The organism is Roseomonas sp. CECT 9278, assembly GCF_918698155.1.
In the GTDB taxonomy this organism is placed as follows: Bacteria; Pseudomonadota; Alphaproteobacteria; order Acetobacterales; family Acetobacteraceae; genus Neoroseomonas.
Genome location: NZ_CAKKLX010000004.1, coordinates 14,800 through 32,138, shown reverse-complemented (window position 1 = coordinate 32,138; position 17,339 = coordinate 14,800). Strand labels below are relative to the sequence as shown.

Here is a 17,339-nt window from a genome sequence, read left to right as displayed (position 1 = left end):
TGCGAGTCCATCGATGACCAGCCCCGACACCTTCATCCACCTGCACGTCCATTCCGCCTATTCGCTCAGCGAGGGCGCGATCAAGGCCGACAAGCTGGCAAGCCTGGCGGCGGATGACGGCATGCCCGCGGTCGCGCTGACCGACAGCGCGAACATGTTCGGCGCGCTGGAATTCGCCGAGGCCTGCGCCAAGAAGGGCATCCAGCCCATCATGGGCTGCCGGCTGTTCCTGGCGCGGGCCGACACCGACCCCGACCGCCCCGACGTCGCGCGCCTGAACCCCGACCCGCTGGTCGCGCTGGCGATGGATGCGGCGGGGCTGGACAACCTCCAGCGGCTCTCGTCGCACGGTTTCCTGCGGGATGATGCGTCGGGCCGCCCGGCGGTCACGCTCGATTTGCTGCGCGAGCACGCGGCGGGGCTGTTCCTGCTGACCGGCGGCACGCTGGGCCCGGTGGCGCGGCTGCTGGGCGAGGGACGGCGCGACGCCGCCGCGCGCATCCTGGATGCGCTGCGCGAGGCTTTCCCCGATCGGCTCGCGGTCGAGCTGCACCGCCACGGCCTGCCGCAGGAACCCGCGACCGAGGCCGCGCTGCTGGCGCTGGCGCAGCAGGCGGGCCTGCCGATCGTCGCCGCCAACGACGTGTATTTCGCCAAGCCTCAGATGCACGAGGCGCATGACGCGCTGCTGTGCATCGCCGAGGGCCGCACCATGGCCGAGCGCGAGCGCCGCCGCGTGACGCCCGAGCACTGGTTCAAGCCGGCCGCGGCGATGCGCGCGCTGTTCCGCGACCTGCCGGATGCCTGCGACAACACGCTGGCGATCGCGCGCATGTGCGCGGTGATGGCGGAATCGAAGAAGCCCGAGCTGCCGGTCTGCCCCAAGGTCTCGCCCGGCATGACCGAGGCCGAGACGGTCCGCGCCATGGCCAAGGCAGGGCTGGAGAAGCGGCTCGATGCGCTGGTGCCCGCGCCCGATGCCGAGGCGCGCGAGGTCTATCGCGAGCGCCTCGACTACGAATTGTCGGTCATCGAGAAGATGGGCTTCTCGGGCTATTTCCTGATCGTCGCGGACTTCATCCAATGGGCGAAGGCGCAGGTGCCGCCCATTCCGGTGGGGCCCGGGCGCGGGTCGGGTGCCGGGTCCGTCGCGGCCTGGTCGCTGCTGATCACCGACCTCGATCCGCTGCGCTTCGGCCTGCTGTTCGAACGCTTCCTGAACCCCGAGCGCGTGTCGATGCCCGACTTCGACATCGACTTCTGCCAGGACCGGCGCGACGAGGTGATCCGCTACGTCGTGAACGAATACGGTGCGGACCGCGTCGCGCAGATCATCACCTTCGGCAAGCTGCAGGCCAAGGCGGCGGTGCGCGACGTGGGGCGCGTGCTGGGCATGCCCTATGGCCAGGTCGACAAGATCGCCTCGTTGATCCCGTTCAACCCCGCCAAGCCGGTGGGCCTGACCGACGCCATCGCCGGCGAGCCGCGCCTGCAGGAGTTGCGCGACGGCGACGAACAGGTGGCGCGGCTGCTCGATATCGCGCAGCAGGTCGAGGGGCTGTACCGCAATGCCTCGACCCATGCCGCCGGCGTGGTGATCGGGCGCAAGCCGCTGATCGAGATCGTGCCGCTGTACCGCGACCCGCGGTCGGACATGCTGGTCACGCAGTATTCGATGAAATACGCCGAGGCGGCGTCCCTGGTGAAGTTCGACTTCCTCGGCCTCAAGACGCTGACGGTGATCGAGCGCGCGCTCGGCATCCTGAAGGGGCAGGGGATCGAGATCGACATCATGGCGATCCCGATCGATGACCCGGCCACCTACGCCATGCTGGCCAAGGGCGACGCGGCCGGGGTGTTCCAGTTCGAAGGGCAGGGGATGCGCGACTGCCTGCGGCAGATGCGCGCCTCGCGCTTCGAGGACCTGGTGGCGGCGGTGGCGCTGTACCGGCCGGGGCCGATGGCGAACATCCCGGCCTATTGCGCGCGCAAGGCGGGCGAGCCCTGGGCGGCGCCGCATCCGGCCATCCATCATGTCCTGGCCGAGACCTTCGGCATCATGGTCTATCAGGAACAGGTCATGCAGATCGCGCAGGACCTGGCCGGGTATTCCCTGGGTGCGGCCGACCTGCTGCGCCGCGCCATGGGCAAGAAGATCCGCTCCGAGATGGAAGCGCAGCGCAAGATCTTCTGCGACGGCGCCGAGGCCCGCGGCATCGAGGCCACAAAGGCGGCCGAGATCTTCGACCTGATGGAGCGCTTCGCCGACTACGGCTTCAACAAGTCGCACGCGGCGGCCTATGCGCTGGTCAGCTACCAGACCGCCTGGCTGAAGGCCAACCACCCGGTCGCCTTCATGGCGGCGTCGATGACGCTGGACCTGTCGAACACCGACAAGCTGGCCGGGCACATGCAGGAATGCGGGCGGCTGGGGATCCGCATCCTGCCGCCGGACATCAACCGCTCCGGCGCCGAGTTCCGGGTGGAGACCACGCCCGAGGGCAAGCAGGCCATCCGCTTCGCCCTGGCGGCGGTGAAGCGGGTCGGTGAGGCGGCGATGCGCGACCTGGCGGCCGCGCGCGATGCCTCCGGCCCCTTCGTATCGCTGGCGGATTTGGCGTCGCGGGTGGACCCGAAGCTGCTCAACAAGATGCAGATCGAGAACCTGGCCCGCGCCGGCGCCTTCGAAGGACTGGAGAAGAACCGCGCCCGGGTGATGGCCGGGGCCGAAACGATCCTGCGCCGCGCCCAGGCCGATGCCGAGGAGCGCGGCTCCGGCCAGATCGGCCTGTTCGGCGGCGAGACGACCCGCGACGAACCGCTGCGGCTGCCCGACGTGCCCGACTGGCCCTTGTTCGACCGCCTGGCGCATGAGGCCGAGGCGGTCGGCTTCCACCTGTCGGCGCATCCGCTGGACACCTATCGCAAGGCTTTGCAGCGGCTGGGCGTGACGCCCTCGGCGCTGATCGCCGACCGCGCGCGCGGCGGGGCGCGGCTGAAGCTGGCCGGCACCGTGGTGAACGCCAAGGAACGCACCACCAAGACCGGCAGCCGCATGGCCTGGGTGCGGCTGTCCGATGCCCAGGGGTCCTACGAGGTGACGTGCTTCTCGGAGGTGCTGAACCGGTCGCGCGAGCTGCTGGCCGAGGGCCAGGCCGTGCTGGTCACCGCCGATGCCCGCATGGAAGGCGAGGCGCTGCGCCTGACCGCCACCGATGTCGAGGCGCTGGAGAAGGCCGCGAATGGTGCCGGCGGCGGCATCCGGCTGTGGATCGAGGACATCCAGGCGGTGGCGCCGATCCGCGACATCCTGGCGCGCGAGGGCCGCGGCCGCGGGCGGGTGGTGCTGGTGCCGCGCATCGCGCTGGGCCAGGAGGTGGAGGTGGCGCTGCCGAATGGCTGGAATGTCGGGCCGCGGGTGTTGCAGGCGATGAAGGTGCTGCCGGGGGTTTCGGCGGTGGAGGAGATCTGAGGCGGTAGACCGGCTGTGACGCGGGCCGGCTGGCACCGAGGGCGTCGGCCGAGGGATGTTTTCGCAGGGCCAGCGGCACACTGGCCTATCACTTAATTTCCATAATATACCTTATACGGTAAACGCTCTCGCCAAGGTCCGGTTGCCGGCCGTCCGCACCCGCCCCTTTGCCGCAGCTGCAGCGCCTGGTCCCCACGCAGGCTCCGGACATCGCGCCGTGCCGAATGTGGCGTGCGAGCGTCCCGCCGGTTGTCGCGCCAGTCCGGCACCGTTGTCTTGCCCGCGGCGTCTTGACCGGCGCCCGCCTTCGGACCGCTCAGGCGCGTGATGCGAACCCGGGTGCAAACGGACGCGCCGCCAGGAACGCCGCCGCCGCCCGCAGCACCAGCGCATCCGCACAGCGCGGCCCGGCGATCTGCAGCCCGATCGGCAGCCCCTGCCCGTCCCGCCCGCACGGCACCGAGACCGCCGCGCCATGCGACAGGTCGAAGGGATAGGAGAACTCCGCCCAGACCAGCCAGTCCCAGGCATGGTCGGGCCAATGCGCCGGGCGCTGCCGCCCGACCTCGAAGGCCGTGACCGAGGCCGCCGGCGTCACCAGCAGGTCCCAGCCGGTGGCGAACCAGTCGCCGATCTCGGCCGCATAGGCGATCCGCTTGCCCTGGGCGGCGATCGCCTGCGCCAGGGTCATGCCGGCATATTCGTCCAGGCACGCCGCCAGTCCCGGATCCTGCTGCGCGCGGCGCGCCGGATCGGTCTCGATGAAGGGCAGCATCGCGATGCCCCAAAGCCCGCGCTCCAGCCCCGGCCCCTTCGGCCCCCAGGGCGGCGTGACCTCCTCCACGCGCGCGCCGGCTTCCTCGAAGCCCGCCACCGCGCGCCGCACGGCCGCCGCCACCTCCGGGTCCACCCGCGCATGGCCGAGGTCCGGGCTATAGGCGATCCGCAGCCCGCGCAGGTCGGGCGGGCCGATATCCGCCGCCCGGAACCCACCCGGCAATGTTGTGTGATCCGATGGATGCAGGCCCGACATCACTTCCAACATCAATGCCGCATCCGCCACCGTCCGGGTGATCGGCCCGGCATGGGAGAGCGACTGGTTGTTCGTCACCGGCGCATAGGGCACGAGGCCGAAGGTCGGCTTGTGCCCCACCGCCCCGCAGAAATGCGCCGGCAGCCGGATCGACCCCGCGCCATCCGTGCCCAGGTGCAGCGCCCCGCACCCTGCCCCGGCCAGCGCCGCCGCGCCCGAGGATGAACCCCCCGCCGTAACCCCATGCTTCCACGGATTATGCGTATGCCCGGTCAGCGGACTGCTCGACACCGCCGTCCAGCCATATTCGGTCGCGGTCGTCTTGCCGAGGATGATCCCCCCCGCCCCCTTCAGCCGCGCCACCACCGGCGAATCATGGCCCATCGGCGTCGGGTCGGTCAGCCGCGACCCCCGCCGGGTCGGCAGGCCCTGCACCGCGGTGATGTCCTTCACCGTCACCGGCACGCCATGCAGCGGGCCGAGCTCGCCATCGCCCATTGCCACCGCCTCGGCCGTGCGGGCGGCCTCCAGGGCGCGCTCGGCGTCCAGGGCGGCGAAGGCGTTCAGCCGCGGTTCCCAGGCCTCGATGCGCGTCAGCACCGCCTGCACCACCTCGACCGGCGAGGCGCGCCGGGTGCGGATCAGCCGCGCCTGCTCGGTGGCGGACATTGTGGCGAGGTCGCTCATGCCGCCGCGCCCCAGGGCGCGACATCGAGGAAGGTGGACTGGTAGCAGGCCCCCTCGCCCATGTCGGTGCGCCGTTCGTCGCACAGCATGTTCACCGTGCCCGACACCGCCTCGGAATCCGGGCGCTGGCCGGGCACCAGCACGACGCCGGGGCGGACCTCGTCGCTGATGCGCAGCACCAGGCCGACCTCGCCGCGCTGGTTGAACAGGCGCACGCGCGCGCCGTCGGCCAGGCCGCGGCGCGCCGCCTCCTCGGGATGCAGGATCGCGCAGGGCTCGCCTTCCCGCTTGCGCAGGAAGGGCGAGGCCGCATAGGCCGTATGCGCCTGGAAATACCCCGGCGCGGTCAGCAGGCGCAGCGGCCAGCGGGCGGCGTCGGCGGCCTCGACCGCGTCTTCCTCCCAGACCGGCATGGGCGGCACGCCTTGCTGCGCCAGCGTCTCGGAATAGATCTCCAGCCGGCCGGAGGGCGTGCGGAACTCCTGCGCCGCCGGCGGGCTGACCTTGACCGGCCCCTCGAAGACCCGCGCCGGATCGACCTCGGCGATGATGCCCGTCGCGCCCTTGAAGAATTCCGGCACCAGGTCGCGCGGCGCGGCGGAGAACACCGCATCCGTCAGCCCCATCCGCCGGGCGAGCTCCTGGGCCAGGTGGAAGTTGGATCGGGCTTCGTGCTGGGGCGGCACCGCCGCGGGCGCATACTGCATGCGATAGGAGCCGTAGGACCGGTAGAAATCCTCTGTTTCCAGATAGGTGGTGGCCGGCAGCACGATGTCGGCGTAGCGCGCCGTGTCGGTCATGAAGGGGTCATGTACCACGGTGAACAGGTCCTCGCGCACCAGCCCGCGGCGCAGGCGGTTCACGTCCGGATTGGTCACGGCCGGGTTGTTGGCGGCGATGAACAGGGCGCGCAACGGCGGGTCGCGCATCTCCTCCAGCGCCTCGCCGAGGGCCAGGTGGTTCACCATCCGCGCGGTGGCCGGCCCGGACGGGCGGTTCAGCACGCCGAACTGGAAATCCATGGAGCCGGCGGCCAGCAGCAGCGCACCGCCCCCTTCCCGCCCATAGGCGCCGGTCAGCGCCGGCAGTGTCGCGACCGCGCGCAGCGCCTGGCCGCCCCTGGCCAGCCGGGTCATGCCCTCGCCGAGGCGGATCAGCGACGCCTTCGCCGCGCCATACATCGCGGCCAGGCGTTCCACATCGGCCACCGCCAGCCCGGTGATGGACGCCACGCGGTCCGGCGGGAAATGCGGCAGCACCTCGGCCGCCCATCGTTCAAAACCAAGCGTATGCGCGGCGATGTAGTCGCGGTCCAGCAAGCCGTCGCGCAGCAGCACATGCGCGATCCCGCAGGCCAGCGCCGCATCCGTGCCGATGCGGATGGGCAGGTGCCAATCCGCCCGCGCGGCGGTCTGGCTGCGCCGCGGGTCAATCACCACCAGCGGCACGCCGGACTTCCGCACCTTCTCCAGCAGCGCCCAGAAATGCACGTTCACCGCCATCAGGTCGCAGCCCCAGGCGATCACCAGGTCGGAATGCACCACGCTTTCGGGGTCGGTGCCGCCGACCGGCCCGCAGGTCATGTCCCAGGCGGTCTCGCAGCAGGTGTCGCAGACCGTGCCGGCCTGCAGGCGGGACGTGCCCAGCGCATGGAACAGCCCCGACACCAGCCGCCGGTTCATGTGCCCCTGGTGGGCGGAATAGGCGTAGCCCAGGATCGCCTCCGGCCCGCTCTCGGCGATGATGGCCTGCCAGCGGGTGGTGATCTCATCGAGCGCGGCGTCCCAGGTGATCGGCTCGAACTGCCCGCTGCCCTTCGGCCCGGTGCGGCGCAGCGGCGTGCGCAGCCGGTCCGGCGAATGCACCACCTCCATGTCCCGGTTGACCTTCGCGCAGGCGAATCCGGCCGTGTAGGGCTCGTCCGGGTCGCCCTGCAGGCGCACCAGCCGGCCATCCTCCACCTCCGCGACCAGGGAACACATGTCGGGGCAGTCATGGGCACAGACGACGCGGACCTTGGACATGCGGGGCGGATCCTTGCTGGGCAGCGCGCGCGGCCGGCGCGTCGGGGCAGTCTCGGCGGCGTCGTGGCGGCTGACAACACCGCTTGGGGGCTTGCCGGCGCCAGGGCGACGCGACAGGAAAGGCAGACCCCGCCCACGGATGCGCCATGCCCCAGGACCCCGCCACCGCGACACTGCACCTGATCGAGGTGATGGCCAGGCTGCGCCACCCCCAGACCGGCTGCGCCTGGGACCAGGTGCAGGACTTCGCCAGCATCGCCCCCTACACGATCGAGGAAGCCTACGAGGTCGAGGACGCCATCGCCCGCGGCGAACCGGCGGCCTTGCTGGATGAACTCGGCGACCTGCTGTTCCAGGTGGTCTACCACGCACGCATGGCGCAGGAGCGCGGCTGGTTCGCCTTCGCGGACGTGGCGGGGGCCATCGCCGACAAGATGATCCGCCGCCACCCGCATGTGTTCGGCGCCGAGGAGACCCGCACCGCCGACCAGCAGGTTGCCGCCTGGGAGGTGCAGAAGGCCGCCGAACGCGCCACCCGGGCCGAGACAGGCACGTTCGCCGGCATCCCGGTGGGCCTGCCGGCGCTGACCCGCGCCGCCAAGCTCACCCGGCGCGCCGGGCGGGTCGGCTTCGACTGGCCCGATGCCGCCGCGGTGCTCGACAAGCTGGAGGAAGAGGCCAATGAATTGCGCGCCGAGCTGAAGGACGGCATGCAAGCGGCTGACCGGGATGCCCTGGGTGATGAGGTCGGCGACCTGCTCTTTGTCCTGGCGAACCTCGCGCGGAAGCTCGACCTGGACCCGGAGACGTGCCTGCGTGGTGCCAATCGGAAATTCGAACGCCGCTTCGGATACATCGAACAGCAGCTTGTTCATCAAGGAAAGACACCGTCCGACAGCAGCCTCGATGCGATGGAATCGCTCTGGGCCGAGGCAAAGCGGATTGAACGGCAGGAACGCTGACTCATGCCCCGAATTCTGATCGTCATTTTCCTGTTCCTGTGGGTTTTCCCAGCCCACGAGGCAGCCGCCCAGCCGCGCCGCACCCTCCTGGATGATGGCGCCGCCGGCCGCATCACCGCCGCCCCCCAGGGCCGGGGCGAGGTGCTGCGCCTCACCCGCGCCGGGCGCACCCTGTTCGAAGCGCGCGACCAACGCTTCGCCCCCTTCCGCGACGGCACCCCCATCCCGATCGCCGACGGCGTCAGCGCCATCGGCTTCACCGGCTGGACCGGCGGCGCCTATTGCTGCTTCACCCTGCACCTGTTCCATCGCGGACCGCAGGGGCTGGCGCATGTCGCCTCCCTGCCGCTGGGCAAGCGCGAGCCCGACATCATCCAGCTGGGCGGCCCGCCCATCCGCCTGGCCGATGCGGCATTCGACTTCTGGGAGGTCCCGGCCAGCCTGGCGACCGACCTGCACCCGACCATCCCCTTTCGCTGGACCGGGCGCGCGCTGGAACCCGACATCGCCGCCATGCGCCGGCCCGTCGCCGCGGCCCTGGGCACCGCCTGCGCCGACATGACCGCGATCGAGGACCGCCCCCCGGCCGACCAACGCATCACGACCTACCCTGACGCCGCCACCGCCATCGCGGCGTTGCGTGCCCAGGACTGGGCGGCGCGGCGCGGCACCCACCCGGGCGTGGAGGCCGCGCGCCTCGCGGCCTGCCTGGTCTATGCCGGCCAGGCCCCGGAGGCGCAGCGCCTGCTCCGCGCCGCCTGGCCGGAGGGCACCCCTGGCCTGGCCGAGACCGAACGGCAACTGGCCGCCCGCATCGCCTGCAGCCCCTTCGCGGCGGCGGTCCGTGCCGCCAACCCGCCGCGCGCCCCCTACACCACCGCCGCCTGCCGCCGCGACGGGCCGGACCAGACGGCGGTGTTCGGGCTGAACTGGCGCTGATCAGGCCGGGCGCGTCTCGGCCTTCACCGTGATTCGGCCTTCGGGCAGCGGGATGAATTCCGCCTCGTCGCCCGGGACCTTGGCGAAGCGGCCGGCCTTCCAGTCGGCCTTGGCCTGCTCCAGCCGCTCGCGCGAGGACGCCACGAAGTTCCAGTGCAGGTAGCGCGGCCCGTCCATCACGGCGCCACCCAGCATCAGCAGCCGCGCGCCCTGCGGCCCGGCGGTGATCGCCAGCGCATCGCCGGGGCGGAACACCAGCATCCGCCCGGCCTCGAAGACCGTGTCGGCCACGGTCACGCCGCCCTGCACCACATAGGCGCCGCGTTCCTCGTGCCGGTCGGGCAGCGGCAGCCGCGCGCCGGGGGCCAGCACCGCATCGGCGTAGAACAGCGGGGAGGAGACCTCGACCGGCGCGCGCAGCCCCCAGCCCTCGCCGGCGATCAGGCGCATCCGCACGCCCTGGTCGTCCACCACCGGCAGCGCCTCGGCGGCATGGTGGGTGAAGGTGGGCGCGGTTTCCTCGGCGTCCTTGGGCAGCGCCACCCAGGACTGGATGCCGAACATCCGCCGCGTATGGTCGCGCTGCGCCGCATCGGTGCGTTCGGAATGCACGATGCCGCGCCCGGCGGTCATCCAGTTCAGCTCGCCCGGGCGGATCGGCTGCTGCGAACCGAGGCTGTCGCGATGCAGGATCTCGCCCTCGAACAGATAGGTCACGGTGGACAGGCCGATATGCGGGTGCGGGCGGACATCCAGCCCCTGCCCGCTCAGGAACTCCCCCGGCCCCATCTGGTCGAAGAAGATGAAGGGCCCGACCAGCTGGCGTTCGCGTGCCGGCAGCGCACGGCGCACCTCGAAGCCGCCCACATCATGGGCGCGCGGGATGATGACGGTCTCGATCCCCGGCGGCGGCGGCGGGCAGTGCGGGTCGGTCTCGTCGAGGGTGGACATGGCGGGTCTCCTGCCGGTTCACCCCTTTATCGATGCGCGGCGGGCCGGCCGCCAGCCCGCGCCGATGATGCGCATCATCGGCACCGGTGATGGCGCGCCGTCAGCTGATGCAGCCGAGCTGCATCACCATGGGCGCGTTGCGCTCGAAGACATCGGCCGGCTTGATCGGTTCGCGCGGCGCGGTCGTCTCGGGCGTGATGTTCGCGCTGGCCAGCAATTCGATCAGCAGCCGCGCCGGGACGCCGAAATTGACGCTCTGGACATTGCCGGTCGAGACCGACACGGCGACGCCCACCACCAGGCCGGCATCATCGTAGATCGGCCCGCCGGAATTGCCGCCATTGAGCGGCGCGCTGAGGGTGAAGCGGTTCTCGCTGCCGCGCGCGCCGCGCAGGGCGGTCAGGATGCCGGTGCTGATGGTGACCTGGTTGCCCAGCCTCGCACCCAGCGGATAGCCCATGGCCAGCAGCGCCTCGCCCTGGCGCATCGGGCGCAGCGGGTCGCGGAAGGTCACGGCCGGCGTACGCGCCTCGGGCAATTGCAGCAGTGCCAGGTCGTTGCGCGGGTCGTTCTGCAGCACGCGCAGCCGGATCGTCTGGCCGTCCGGCCGCATGACCACCATGCTGCCGCAGCCATGCACGACGTGCTGGTTGGTGGCGATATGCCCGGCGCGCGTGACGAAGAAGCCGCTGCCGGTGCCCAGCAGCTGGCCGCGCGGCGGGCCATTCGCGGCGAATTCGCCGCCGGCGCACAGGTCGACATTGCGCGTGAGGATCACCAGGGGGGTGTTGCCCATGTCGAAGCCGGTGCGGATATCGACCCGGCAGGGCGTCCCCTCCGGCAGGCGCACCGCCAGGCTTTCGCGTGGCAGCACGGTTTCGATGCCGAGCAGGTCGGCGCCCCAGTTCGCGTCGCTGTCGGGCCGCCCGGGCGGGCGCAGCGCCAGGTTCAGCAGGGTGACCGACCAGCCATTGGTCACGCGCAGCCGTGGCGTCGGTGCGGCGGGCGAGGCGGGGGGCGCCTGCGCTGCCGCGGCGGGCGGGGTGGCCGTTGCGCCGGGCAGGACGATGGCCGTGCTGCCCGAGCTCGCGGCCATCTCCGGGCTGATGGTCTGGTGGGCCAGCCGGCAGACCGGCGTGGCCGGGAAGATGCGTTCGACGCTGTTGTCGAACTGCACCTGCACGTCCCAGCTGCAGCGCCCGTCGCGCGGCGGGCGCACCAGGAAGCGGGCGCCGTCGCGCAGCACCACGCCGGAGCCGAGCAGGTCCTCGCCCCAGTCGGTGCTGCCGGCCGGGCGGATGCGGATGAAGAACACCGACCGGCCGGACGCGTTGATCAGGGTGAAGTCCGGGTCGGGATGGGCGGGCTGGGCCGCCGGTGGCGCCGCCGGCCGGGGCTGGGCCCGCGCGGCGGGTGGCATCGCGGCGACCAGCGCCAATCCAGCAGCCATGAGGAGGAAGCGACGCATGTCATTCTCCTGCCCGGCGGGACAAATGTTTATTTCGTATCCGGAAGTGGCGGTCCACCACCCAGCGGTTGCAAAGCGCCGCCTGCGCAACGCTTCAGTGCCGCGCCTGTCGGTTGTCGCCAGAAGACCTGCACCGCGCCGCATCGGGCGGCCGCGGTCGGACAAAGGTTTCACACACGATGCGCAACCTTCTCGCCGTCACGCTGGTCGCTGCCTCCGTCCTGGGCTTCCAGGGTGGTACGCAGGCCCGCAGCCTCACCGAGACCCCGGCGGCCACGCTCGTCGCCGGCCCGACCACCCCCGCGCGCGCCCAGGCCGAGAGGCTCCTGCTCGCCGGTGCCTTCGCCATCGCGCTCGACCGCGCATGGGACTTCATGACGGTGGCGCACTACAACCGCCTGGATGCAACGATCGGGGCGATCGAGCGCGGCGGCATGCCGGATATCGGGATCAGCACGGCCGAGGCCGCCACCATCATCCGCCGTGGCTTCCTGGCCGGGCAGTCCTTCGCGCGTTCGCATGCGAAGGACTCAGCGAAGGGCCGCGACATGATGCAGGCCGTGAAGGACGTGTTCGAGAAGTAGCCAGGGCGACGCGGGCGGTGCCACCCGGCGCCGCCCGCCAACCGCCGGCCCTGGCGGCATGATGCCGCACCCGCCATCGGCGCGGTGCCGCGCAAGCCGTCCATGGCGCGGCGCGCTGCCCGCCCGCGCCGGTTCAGCGCGGCGGATCCATGCCGTAGGCGATCGCCACCACCTCGACCTCCTCGGTGCCCGCCGGCGTACGGTAGCGTCGGACGTCCCCCACCCGGGCGCCCAGCAGCGCGCGGGCGACGGGCGCCACCCAGGCGATGTCGCCGCGCTCGGCCACGGCCTCGTCCACGCCCACGATGCGGATGGTCACCTCCGCATCATCCGACACGCGCGCATAGGTCACTGTCGCGCCGAAGAAGACCTGGTCGCGCCGGGCCTGCGCCGTCGGGTCCACCACCTGCACGCGCTCCAGCCGCTTGCGCAGGAAGCGCACCCGGCCGTCGATCTGCCGCAGCCGCCGCTTGCCGTACTGGTAGTCGGCATTCTCCGACCGGTCGCCGAGCGAGGCCGCCCAGGAGACCACCTCGACCACGCGCGGCCGCTCATCCTCCCACAGGGCGCGAATTTCCTCGCGCAGCGCGGCGGCACCCGTGGGGGTCATGTAGAAGGGCGTGCCCGGGGGCAGGCCGGGCGGGGTGTCCTCGGCCTCGTCGTCGTCGCTCACGGGTCGAGCAGCGCGGCGCGCAGCGCCTCCCAGCAGGCGCGATCCGGCGCGCAGATCAGCCCGCCATCGCGATGCGTCGGCAGGTATTCGCTGCCATCGAAGCGCGCCGCATAGCCGCCGGCCTCGCGATGCAGCAGCCAGCCCGGCAGGTGGTCCCAGGGCATCAGCCGATTGTACAGCAGCGCATGGGCATGCCCGCCGGCCGCCAGCCGGTATTCATGCGCGGCGCAGCGATACCCCACCACGCCCGCCAGCCGCGGCAGGCGCGACGCCACGCGCCCGCGCAGCGGTTCCGGCAGGTAGGTCCAGGAGATCGCGCCCACCATGCGCTCCGGCGGCGCCGGCGCGGCGACGCGCAGGTCGGCCATGTGCCGCCCCTCGCCATCGGCCAGCCAGGCGCCCTCCCCGCGCAGCGCGATCGCGGTATCGTCGCCGAGCGGATCGTGGATCCACCCGGCCACCACCTCGCCCTTCGACACCGCCGCCGCCATGCAGCCGAACAGCGGCACGCCGGCGGCGAAATTCGCGGTGCCGTCCACCGGGTCCACCACGAAGGCCAGGTCGGCATCGGCGATCCGGTCCATCACCGCGGGATCGGCGGCGCAGGCTTCCTCGCCCACCACGGCGCAACCGGGGAACAGGCGCGACAGCCCGGCCTCGATGACGCGTTCGGCCGCTTCGTCGGCATCGGTCACCAGGTCGAGCGGACCGGACTTCGCCCGTACCGCGCCCTGCGCCAGGCGGCGGAAGCGCGGCAGGATCTCGGCGCGCGCGGCCTCGCGCAGCAGGCTCGCGACCTCGGCGGCGCGCGCGGCGCCGATCATGCGCGGTCCTCGAAGCGCGCGCGGTCGGCGGCGGAAATCCGCACCGTCAGGCGGATCGCGTCCTCGTCATCCTGGCGCGACAGCACCTCGGCATGGGCATAGAGCCAGGCAAGGCCGGCGCCATCGGTGGTCGGCACGCTCACCTCCATGGTTTCCAGCCCGGCCGACAGCCGCGCATCGATGGCGCGGCGCAATTCGTCCAGCCCCTCGCCGGTCAGCGCCGAGACCGGCACCGCCCCGGGCGCGCGGCGCGCCACGGCATCCACGCCGCCAAGCAGGTCGGCCTTGTTCAGCACCTCGACCACGCGGCTTTCCCAGGCGGGTTCCAGCGCGGCGTTGGGGCCGTCGGCCATCTCGGCCATCACGCCCAGCACATCGGCGCGCTGCGCGGCGCTGTCGGGATGCGCGATGTCGCGGACATGCAGGATGATGTCGGCCGCCGCCACTTCCTCGAGGGTCGCGCGGAAGGCCTCGACCAGCTGCGTCGGCAGGTCGGAGATGAAGCCCACCGTATCGGACAGGATGCAGGTGCGCCCGGACGGCAGCCGGATGGCGCGCATGGTGGGATCGAGCGTCGCGAAAAGCTGGTCCTGCGCATAGACGCCGGCACCGGTCAGTTCGTTGAACAGCGTGGACTTGCCGGCATTGGTGTAGCCCACCAGCGCCACCACCGGGTAGGGCACGCGCGCGCGGGCGTGGCGGTGCAGGCCGCGGGTGCGGCGCACCTGCTCCAGTTCCCGCTTCAGCTTCACGATGCGCTCGCCGATCAGGCGGCGGTCGATCTCGATCTGCGATTCGCCGGGGCCGCCCAGGAAGCCGAAGCCGCCGCGCTGGCGCTCCAGGTGGGTCCAGGACCGCACCAGCCGCGTGCGCTGGTATTCCAGGTGGGCAAGTTCGACCTGCAGCGCGCCTTCCTTGGTGGCGGCGCGCTCGCCGAAGATCTCCAGGATCAGGCCGGTGCGGTCGATCACCTTGCAGCCCCAGGCGCGTTCCAGGTTGCGCTGCTGCACGGGCGTCAGCGCGGCGTCGACCACCACCACGCCGACCTCCTGTTCCTTCAGCGCCTGGCCGATCATCGCGACCTGGCCCTCGCCCATCAGGGTCGAGGGGCGGCGCTCGCGCAGCGGATGCACGGCGGAATGCACGATGGCGACACCGATCGACGCCGCCAGGCCGACGGCTTCGGCCAGGCGCGCCTCGGCCGCGCGATGCCCGCCCGGGTCGCCGATGGCAACGCGGTTGATGCGCTCGTAGGGCAGGATGACGGCGGCGCGGGTCGGCGCGCCGCCGTCAGCGTCAGTCGTTGCCGCCAGGAGCCACCTCGCGCGCCAGGGTCATGCGCGTCTCGGACGGTGCGGCCGCACCGGCCGGCGCCGCCGCGCCCTGCCCGGCCGCCGCCGCGTCGAACAGCATGATGGGCGCGCCGGGCATCACCGTGCTGATCGCGTGCTTGTAGACGAGCTGCGTGTGGCCATCGCGGCGCAGCAGCACCGAGAAATTGTCGAACCAGGTGATGATTCCCTGCAGCTTCACGCCGTTCACCAGGAAGATCGTCACGGGGGTTTTCGATTTGCGAACGTGGTTCAGGAACACGTCCTGCACGTTCTGGGACTTCTCCGCGGCCATGAGCCCGGTCCTTCTGTTCTTGCCGGCCACCGGCCGGACTGTTCTTGCCGGTCACCGACCGGACAACGGACCGGCGAAAACCATTTCCGGCCGCCGGTGTGTCGAGTTTCCCCGCCCCGCTACGGCTTGGCAAGGGAAAGCAGATGCGCTTCCAGCGCATGGCCGTCGGCGAAGACCGCATCGGGCGTGGCAGCGTTCACGCCACCGTCATGCGATGCGTCGCCCAGCAGCACGGCGCGGCAGCCGGCGGCGCGCGCCGCCTGCATGTCGAGCACGGTGTCGCCGATGTACCAGACCCGATCGGAGGCCGGCACGCCGAGGCGTTCCAGCGCCAGCAGCAGCGGCGCGGCGGCGGGCTTGTCGGCGCTGGCATCCCCGGCGCCGACAAGCGTGCCGAAACGCGGCGCCCATCCCAGATGCGCCGCTTCCGCGCGCAGCAGCGCGCCCTGCTTGTTGGACACCACGGCCTGCGGCGCGATGGCGCCCGCGGCGGCGATGGCCGCGACCGCGCCGGGCATGGGCAGCAGCACATCGAGGTGGCAGGCGCGCACCTGCGCGTAGAAGATGTCCCGCGCGCGTTCCCATTCTGCGCCGAACATCGGGGGGAAGGATTCGGGCAGCGACTTGCGGACCCGGGACAGCACCGTCGCGCGGTCCCATTCCGGCAGGTCGAAGGCGCGGAAGGCGGCGTTCAGCCCGGCCTGGATGGCCGCCCAGCCATCGACCAGGGTGTTGTCCCAGTCCCACAGGATCGCGGCAGGCCGCGTCATCGCAGCACCTCGGCGGGCCGCGTCATCGCAGCACCTCGGCAGGCCGCGTCATGACTTCAACTGGTTCAGCAGGCCCAGCATGTCCCCCATCACCCACAAATGGCGGATGCGCCCGGCATCCAGCGCGAAGAACCCCACGCCCTCCCAGGCCAGTTCGCGCCCGCTCGGCGGATGGTCCAGGAAGGGGCCGGCGTCATGCGTGCCGGAGAAGCGAACCCGCGCCGCCACGCGATCGCCATCCACCAGCAGGTCCAGCACAGCGCAGCGATAGGTCGAGAAGGCATGACGGACAGACCGGACATAGGCGCCGAAGGCCTCGTGGCCGCGCATGGTCTGGCCGAAGGTGCCCTGGAAGGCGACGTCCTCGTGCATCAGGGCGGGCAGCCGCGACAGGTCCGCGGCCTCCCACAACTCGGCGTAGAAGGCGCGGATCACCTCGGCGTTGGTGGTGCTCACGCCGCGTTCTTCATGCCGCCCTTCACGTGGCGGGCGAAGATGTCGAACAGCTGCCGCACCACCGGGCCGACCTTGCCGTCGCCGACCGGCGCGCCGTCGATCTTCAGGATCGGCTTCACGAAGGAGGTGGCGGAGGTGATGAAGGCCTCGCGCGCGCGCTTCATTTCATCGAGCGAGAATTCGCGCAGCTCGACCGCGATGCCGGCCTGCTGCAATTCCGCGATCAGCGCCGCGCGGGTGCAGCCGGGCAGGATGGCATCATCGAGGTGGCGCACGCGGATCACGCCATGTTCGTCCACGATCCAGAAGGACGTCGCGGCCCCCTCGGTGACCATGCTGGTCTCGGGGTTGAACAGCACGGCCTCGATCGCGCCCTGTTCGCGCGCCGCCTGGCGGGCCAGGCAATTGGGCAGCAGGTTCACGGTCTTGATGTCGCAGCGCGCCCAGCGCAGGTCCGGCGCGGTGATGACAGACGCCCCCCAGCGGTCGATATCGGTCGGATAAGGCGGGATGCGCTTGATGGTCACCACCAGCGCGGGTGCCACCGGCGTGGTCGGGAAGGCATGGTCGCGCCGGGCCACGCCGCGCGTCACCTGCATGTACAGCAGCCCCTCGGTCACGCGATTGCGCCGCGCCACTTCCCGCAGCACCAGGCGAAGTGCGGCGCGCGCCATCGGCATGGGCAGCCGGATTTCGCGCAAGGAACGTTCCAGCCGGTCGAGGTGCAGGTCCTCGTCGATATAGCGCCCGTCGAACAGGTGGACGACCTCGTAGATGCCGTCGCCGAACTGGTAGCCGCGATCCTCGATGTTCACGCTCGCATCGGGTTGCGGAAGGTAGCGGCCGTTCACATAGGCGATGCGGGACATG

15 protein-coding genes are annotated in these 17,339 nt (G+C 71.5%); 4 read left to right on the top strand and 11 right to left on the bottom strand.

The window, feature by feature from the left end:
• Positions 1-13: 13 nt before the first annotated feature.
• Positions 14-3,472, top strand: coding sequence for a DNA polymerase III subunit alpha (gene dnaE, locus LQ222_RS03760; RefSeq protein ID WP_230164582.1), 3,459 nt, complete (start codon positions 14-16; stop codon positions 3,470-3,472).
• A gap of 316 nt (positions 3,473-3,788) precedes the next feature.
• Here dnaE and LQ222_RS03755 read toward each other — a convergent pair whose 3' ends face one another.
• Both LQ222_RS03755 and LQ222_RS03750 read right to left on the bottom strand, forming a co-directional pair.
• On the bottom strand, positions 3,789-5,192 hold the full coding sequence (locus tag LQ222_RS03755) for an amidase family protein (protein WP_230164580.1): 1,404 nt from the start codon (positions 5,190-5,192) through the stop codon (positions 3,789-3,791).
• The gene (locus LQ222_RS03750; protein WP_230164579.1) at positions 5,189-7,216 is read right to left on the bottom strand and encodes a molybdopterin-dependent oxidoreductase; all 2,028 of its coding nucleotides are present in this window, start codon (positions 7,214-7,216) and stop codon (positions 5,189-5,191) included. The genes LQ222_RS03755 and LQ222_RS03750 overlap by 4 nt, the downstream gene beginning before the upstream one ends.
• A 146-nt stretch (positions 7,217-7,362) precedes the next feature.
• Here LQ222_RS03750 and mazG point away from each other — a divergent pair, with 146 nt between their 5' ends.
• Together mazG and LQ222_RS03740 are read left to right on the top strand one after the other, a co-directional pair.
• Positions 7,363-8,178 (top strand): nucleoside triphosphate pyrophosphohydrolase, encoded by an 816-nt coding sequence (gene mazG / locus LQ222_RS03745; protein ID WP_230164578.1) that lies wholly within the window; start codon positions 7,363-7,365, stop codon positions 8,176-8,178.
• Positions 8,179-8,181: 3 nt separating this feature from the next.
• On the top strand, positions 8,182-9,117 hold the full coding sequence (locus LQ222_RS03740; protein WP_230164577.1) for a hypothetical protein: 936 nt from the start codon (positions 8,182-8,184) through the stop codon (positions 9,115-9,117).
• Here the strand turns inward: LQ222_RS03740 and LQ222_RS03735 are convergent, their stop codons facing one another.
• Complete coding sequence (locus LQ222_RS03735) at positions 9,118-10,068, bottom strand: pirin family protein (RefSeq protein WP_230164576.1); 951 nt, start codon at positions 10,066-10,068, stop codon at positions 9,118-9,120.
• Positions 10,069-10,168: 100 nt separating this feature from the next.
• The gene (locus tag LQ222_RS03730; protein ID WP_230164575.1) at positions 10,169-11,536 is read right to left on the bottom strand and encodes a S1C family serine protease; all 1,368 of its coding nucleotides are present in this window, start codon (positions 11,534-11,536) and stop codon (positions 10,169-10,171) included.
• 179 nt (positions 11,537-11,715) lie between these two features.
• Here LQ222_RS03730 and LQ222_RS03725 point away from each other — a divergent pair, with 179 nt between their 5' ends.
• Entirely contained in the window at positions 11,716-12,120 is a 405-nt protein-coding gene (locus tag LQ222_RS03725; RefSeq protein ID WP_230164574.1) for a hypothetical protein, read from the top strand.
• Between the two features lie 133 nt (positions 12,121-12,253).
• Here the strand turns inward: LQ222_RS03725 and greB are convergent, their stop codons facing one another.
• The 7 genes from greB to LQ222_RS03690 all read right to left on the bottom strand — a co-directional run bounded on the left by greB (position 12,254) and on the right by LQ222_RS03690 (position 17,338).
• A complete protein-coding gene (gene greB, locus LQ222_RS03720) occupies positions 12,254-12,793 on the bottom strand; it encodes a transcription elongation factor GreB (protein WP_230164573.1) in 540 nt (179 codons plus the stop codon).
• On the bottom strand, positions 12,790-13,617 hold the full coding sequence (locus tag LQ222_RS03715) for an inositol monophosphatase family protein (protein ID WP_230164572.1): 828 nt from the start codon (positions 13,615-13,617) through the stop codon (positions 12,790-12,792). Before LQ222_RS03715 ends, greB begins: the two co-directional genes overlap by 4 nt.
• Entirely contained in the window at positions 13,614-14,930 is a 1,317-nt protein-coding gene (gene hflX / locus LQ222_RS03710; protein ID WP_230164793.1) for a GTPase HflX, read from the bottom strand. Before hflX ends, LQ222_RS03715 begins: the two co-directional genes overlap by 4 nt.
• A complete protein-coding gene (hfq, locus tag LQ222_RS03705) occupies positions 14,914-15,243 on the bottom strand; it encodes an RNA chaperone Hfq (protein WP_230164570.1) in 330 nt (109 codons plus the stop codon). Before hfq ends, hflX begins: the two co-directional genes overlap by 17 nt.
• Positions 15,244-15,362: 119 nt before the next feature.
• On the bottom strand, positions 15,363-16,013 hold the full coding sequence (locus tag LQ222_RS03700) for an HAD family hydrolase (protein WP_230164569.1): 651 nt from the start codon (positions 16,011-16,013) through the stop codon (positions 15,363-15,365).
• A gap of 48 nt (positions 16,014-16,061) precedes the next feature.
• Positions 16,062-16,469, bottom strand: coding sequence for an ester cyclase (locus LQ222_RS03695; protein ID WP_230164567.1), 408 nt, complete (start codon positions 16,467-16,469; stop codon positions 16,062-16,064).
• Positions 16,466-17,338 (bottom strand): D-amino-acid transaminase, encoded by an 873-nt coding sequence (locus LQ222_RS03690; RefSeq protein WP_230164566.1) that lies wholly within the window; start codon positions 17,336-17,338, stop codon positions 16,466-16,468. Before LQ222_RS03690 ends, LQ222_RS03695 begins: the two co-directional genes overlap by 4 nt.
• Between the last annotated feature and the right edge of the window lies 1 nt (position 17,339).

Excerpts from the sequence above, each read along its gene's own strand:
- dnaE (WP_230164582.1), top strand. The coding sequence starts at position 14 with ATGACCAGCCCCGACACCTTCATCCACCTGCACGTCCATTCCGCCTAT.
- LQ222_RS03755 (WP_230164580.1), bottom strand. The coding sequence starts at position 5,192 with ATGAGCGACCTCGCCACAATGTCCGCCACCGAGCAGGCGCGGCTGATC.
- LQ222_RS03750 (WP_230164579.1), bottom strand. The coding sequence starts at position 7,216 with ATGTCCAAGGTCCGCGTCGTCTGTGCCCATGACTGCCCCGACATGTGT.
- mazG (WP_230164578.1), top strand. The coding sequence starts at position 7,363 with ATGCCCCAGGACCCCGCCACCGCGACACTGCACCTGATCGAGGTGATG.
- LQ222_RS03740 (WP_230164577.1), top strand. The coding sequence starts at position 8,182 with ATGCCCCGAATTCTGATCGTCATTTTCCTGTTCCTGTGGGTTTTCCCA.
- LQ222_RS03735 (WP_230164576.1), bottom strand. The coding sequence starts at position 10,068 with ATGTCCACCCTCGACGAGACCGACCCGCACTGCCCGCCGCCGCCGCCG.
- LQ222_RS03730 (WP_230164575.1), bottom strand. The coding sequence starts at position 11,536 with ATGCGTCGCTTCCTCCTCATGGCTGCTGGATTGGCGCTGGTCGCCGCG.
- LQ222_RS03725 (WP_230164574.1), top strand. The coding sequence starts at position 11,716 with ATGCGCAACCTTCTCGCCGTCACGCTGGTCGCTGCCTCCGTCCTGGGC.
- LQ222_RS03715 (WP_230164572.1), bottom strand. The coding sequence starts at position 13,617 with ATGATCGGCGCCGCGCGCGCCGCCGAGGTCGCGAGCCTGCTGCGCGAG.
- hfq (WP_230164570.1), bottom strand. The coding sequence starts at position 15,243 with ATGGCCGCGGAGAAGTCCCAGAACGTGCAGGACGTGTTCCTGAACCAC.
- LQ222_RS03700 (WP_230164569.1), bottom strand. The coding sequence starts at position 16,013 with ATGACGCGGCCTGCCGCGATCCTGTGGGACTGGGACAACACCCTGGTC.
- LQ222_RS03690 (WP_230164566.1), bottom strand. The coding sequence starts at position 17,338 with ATGTCCCGCATCGCCTATGTGAACGGCCGCTACCTTCCGCAACCCGAT.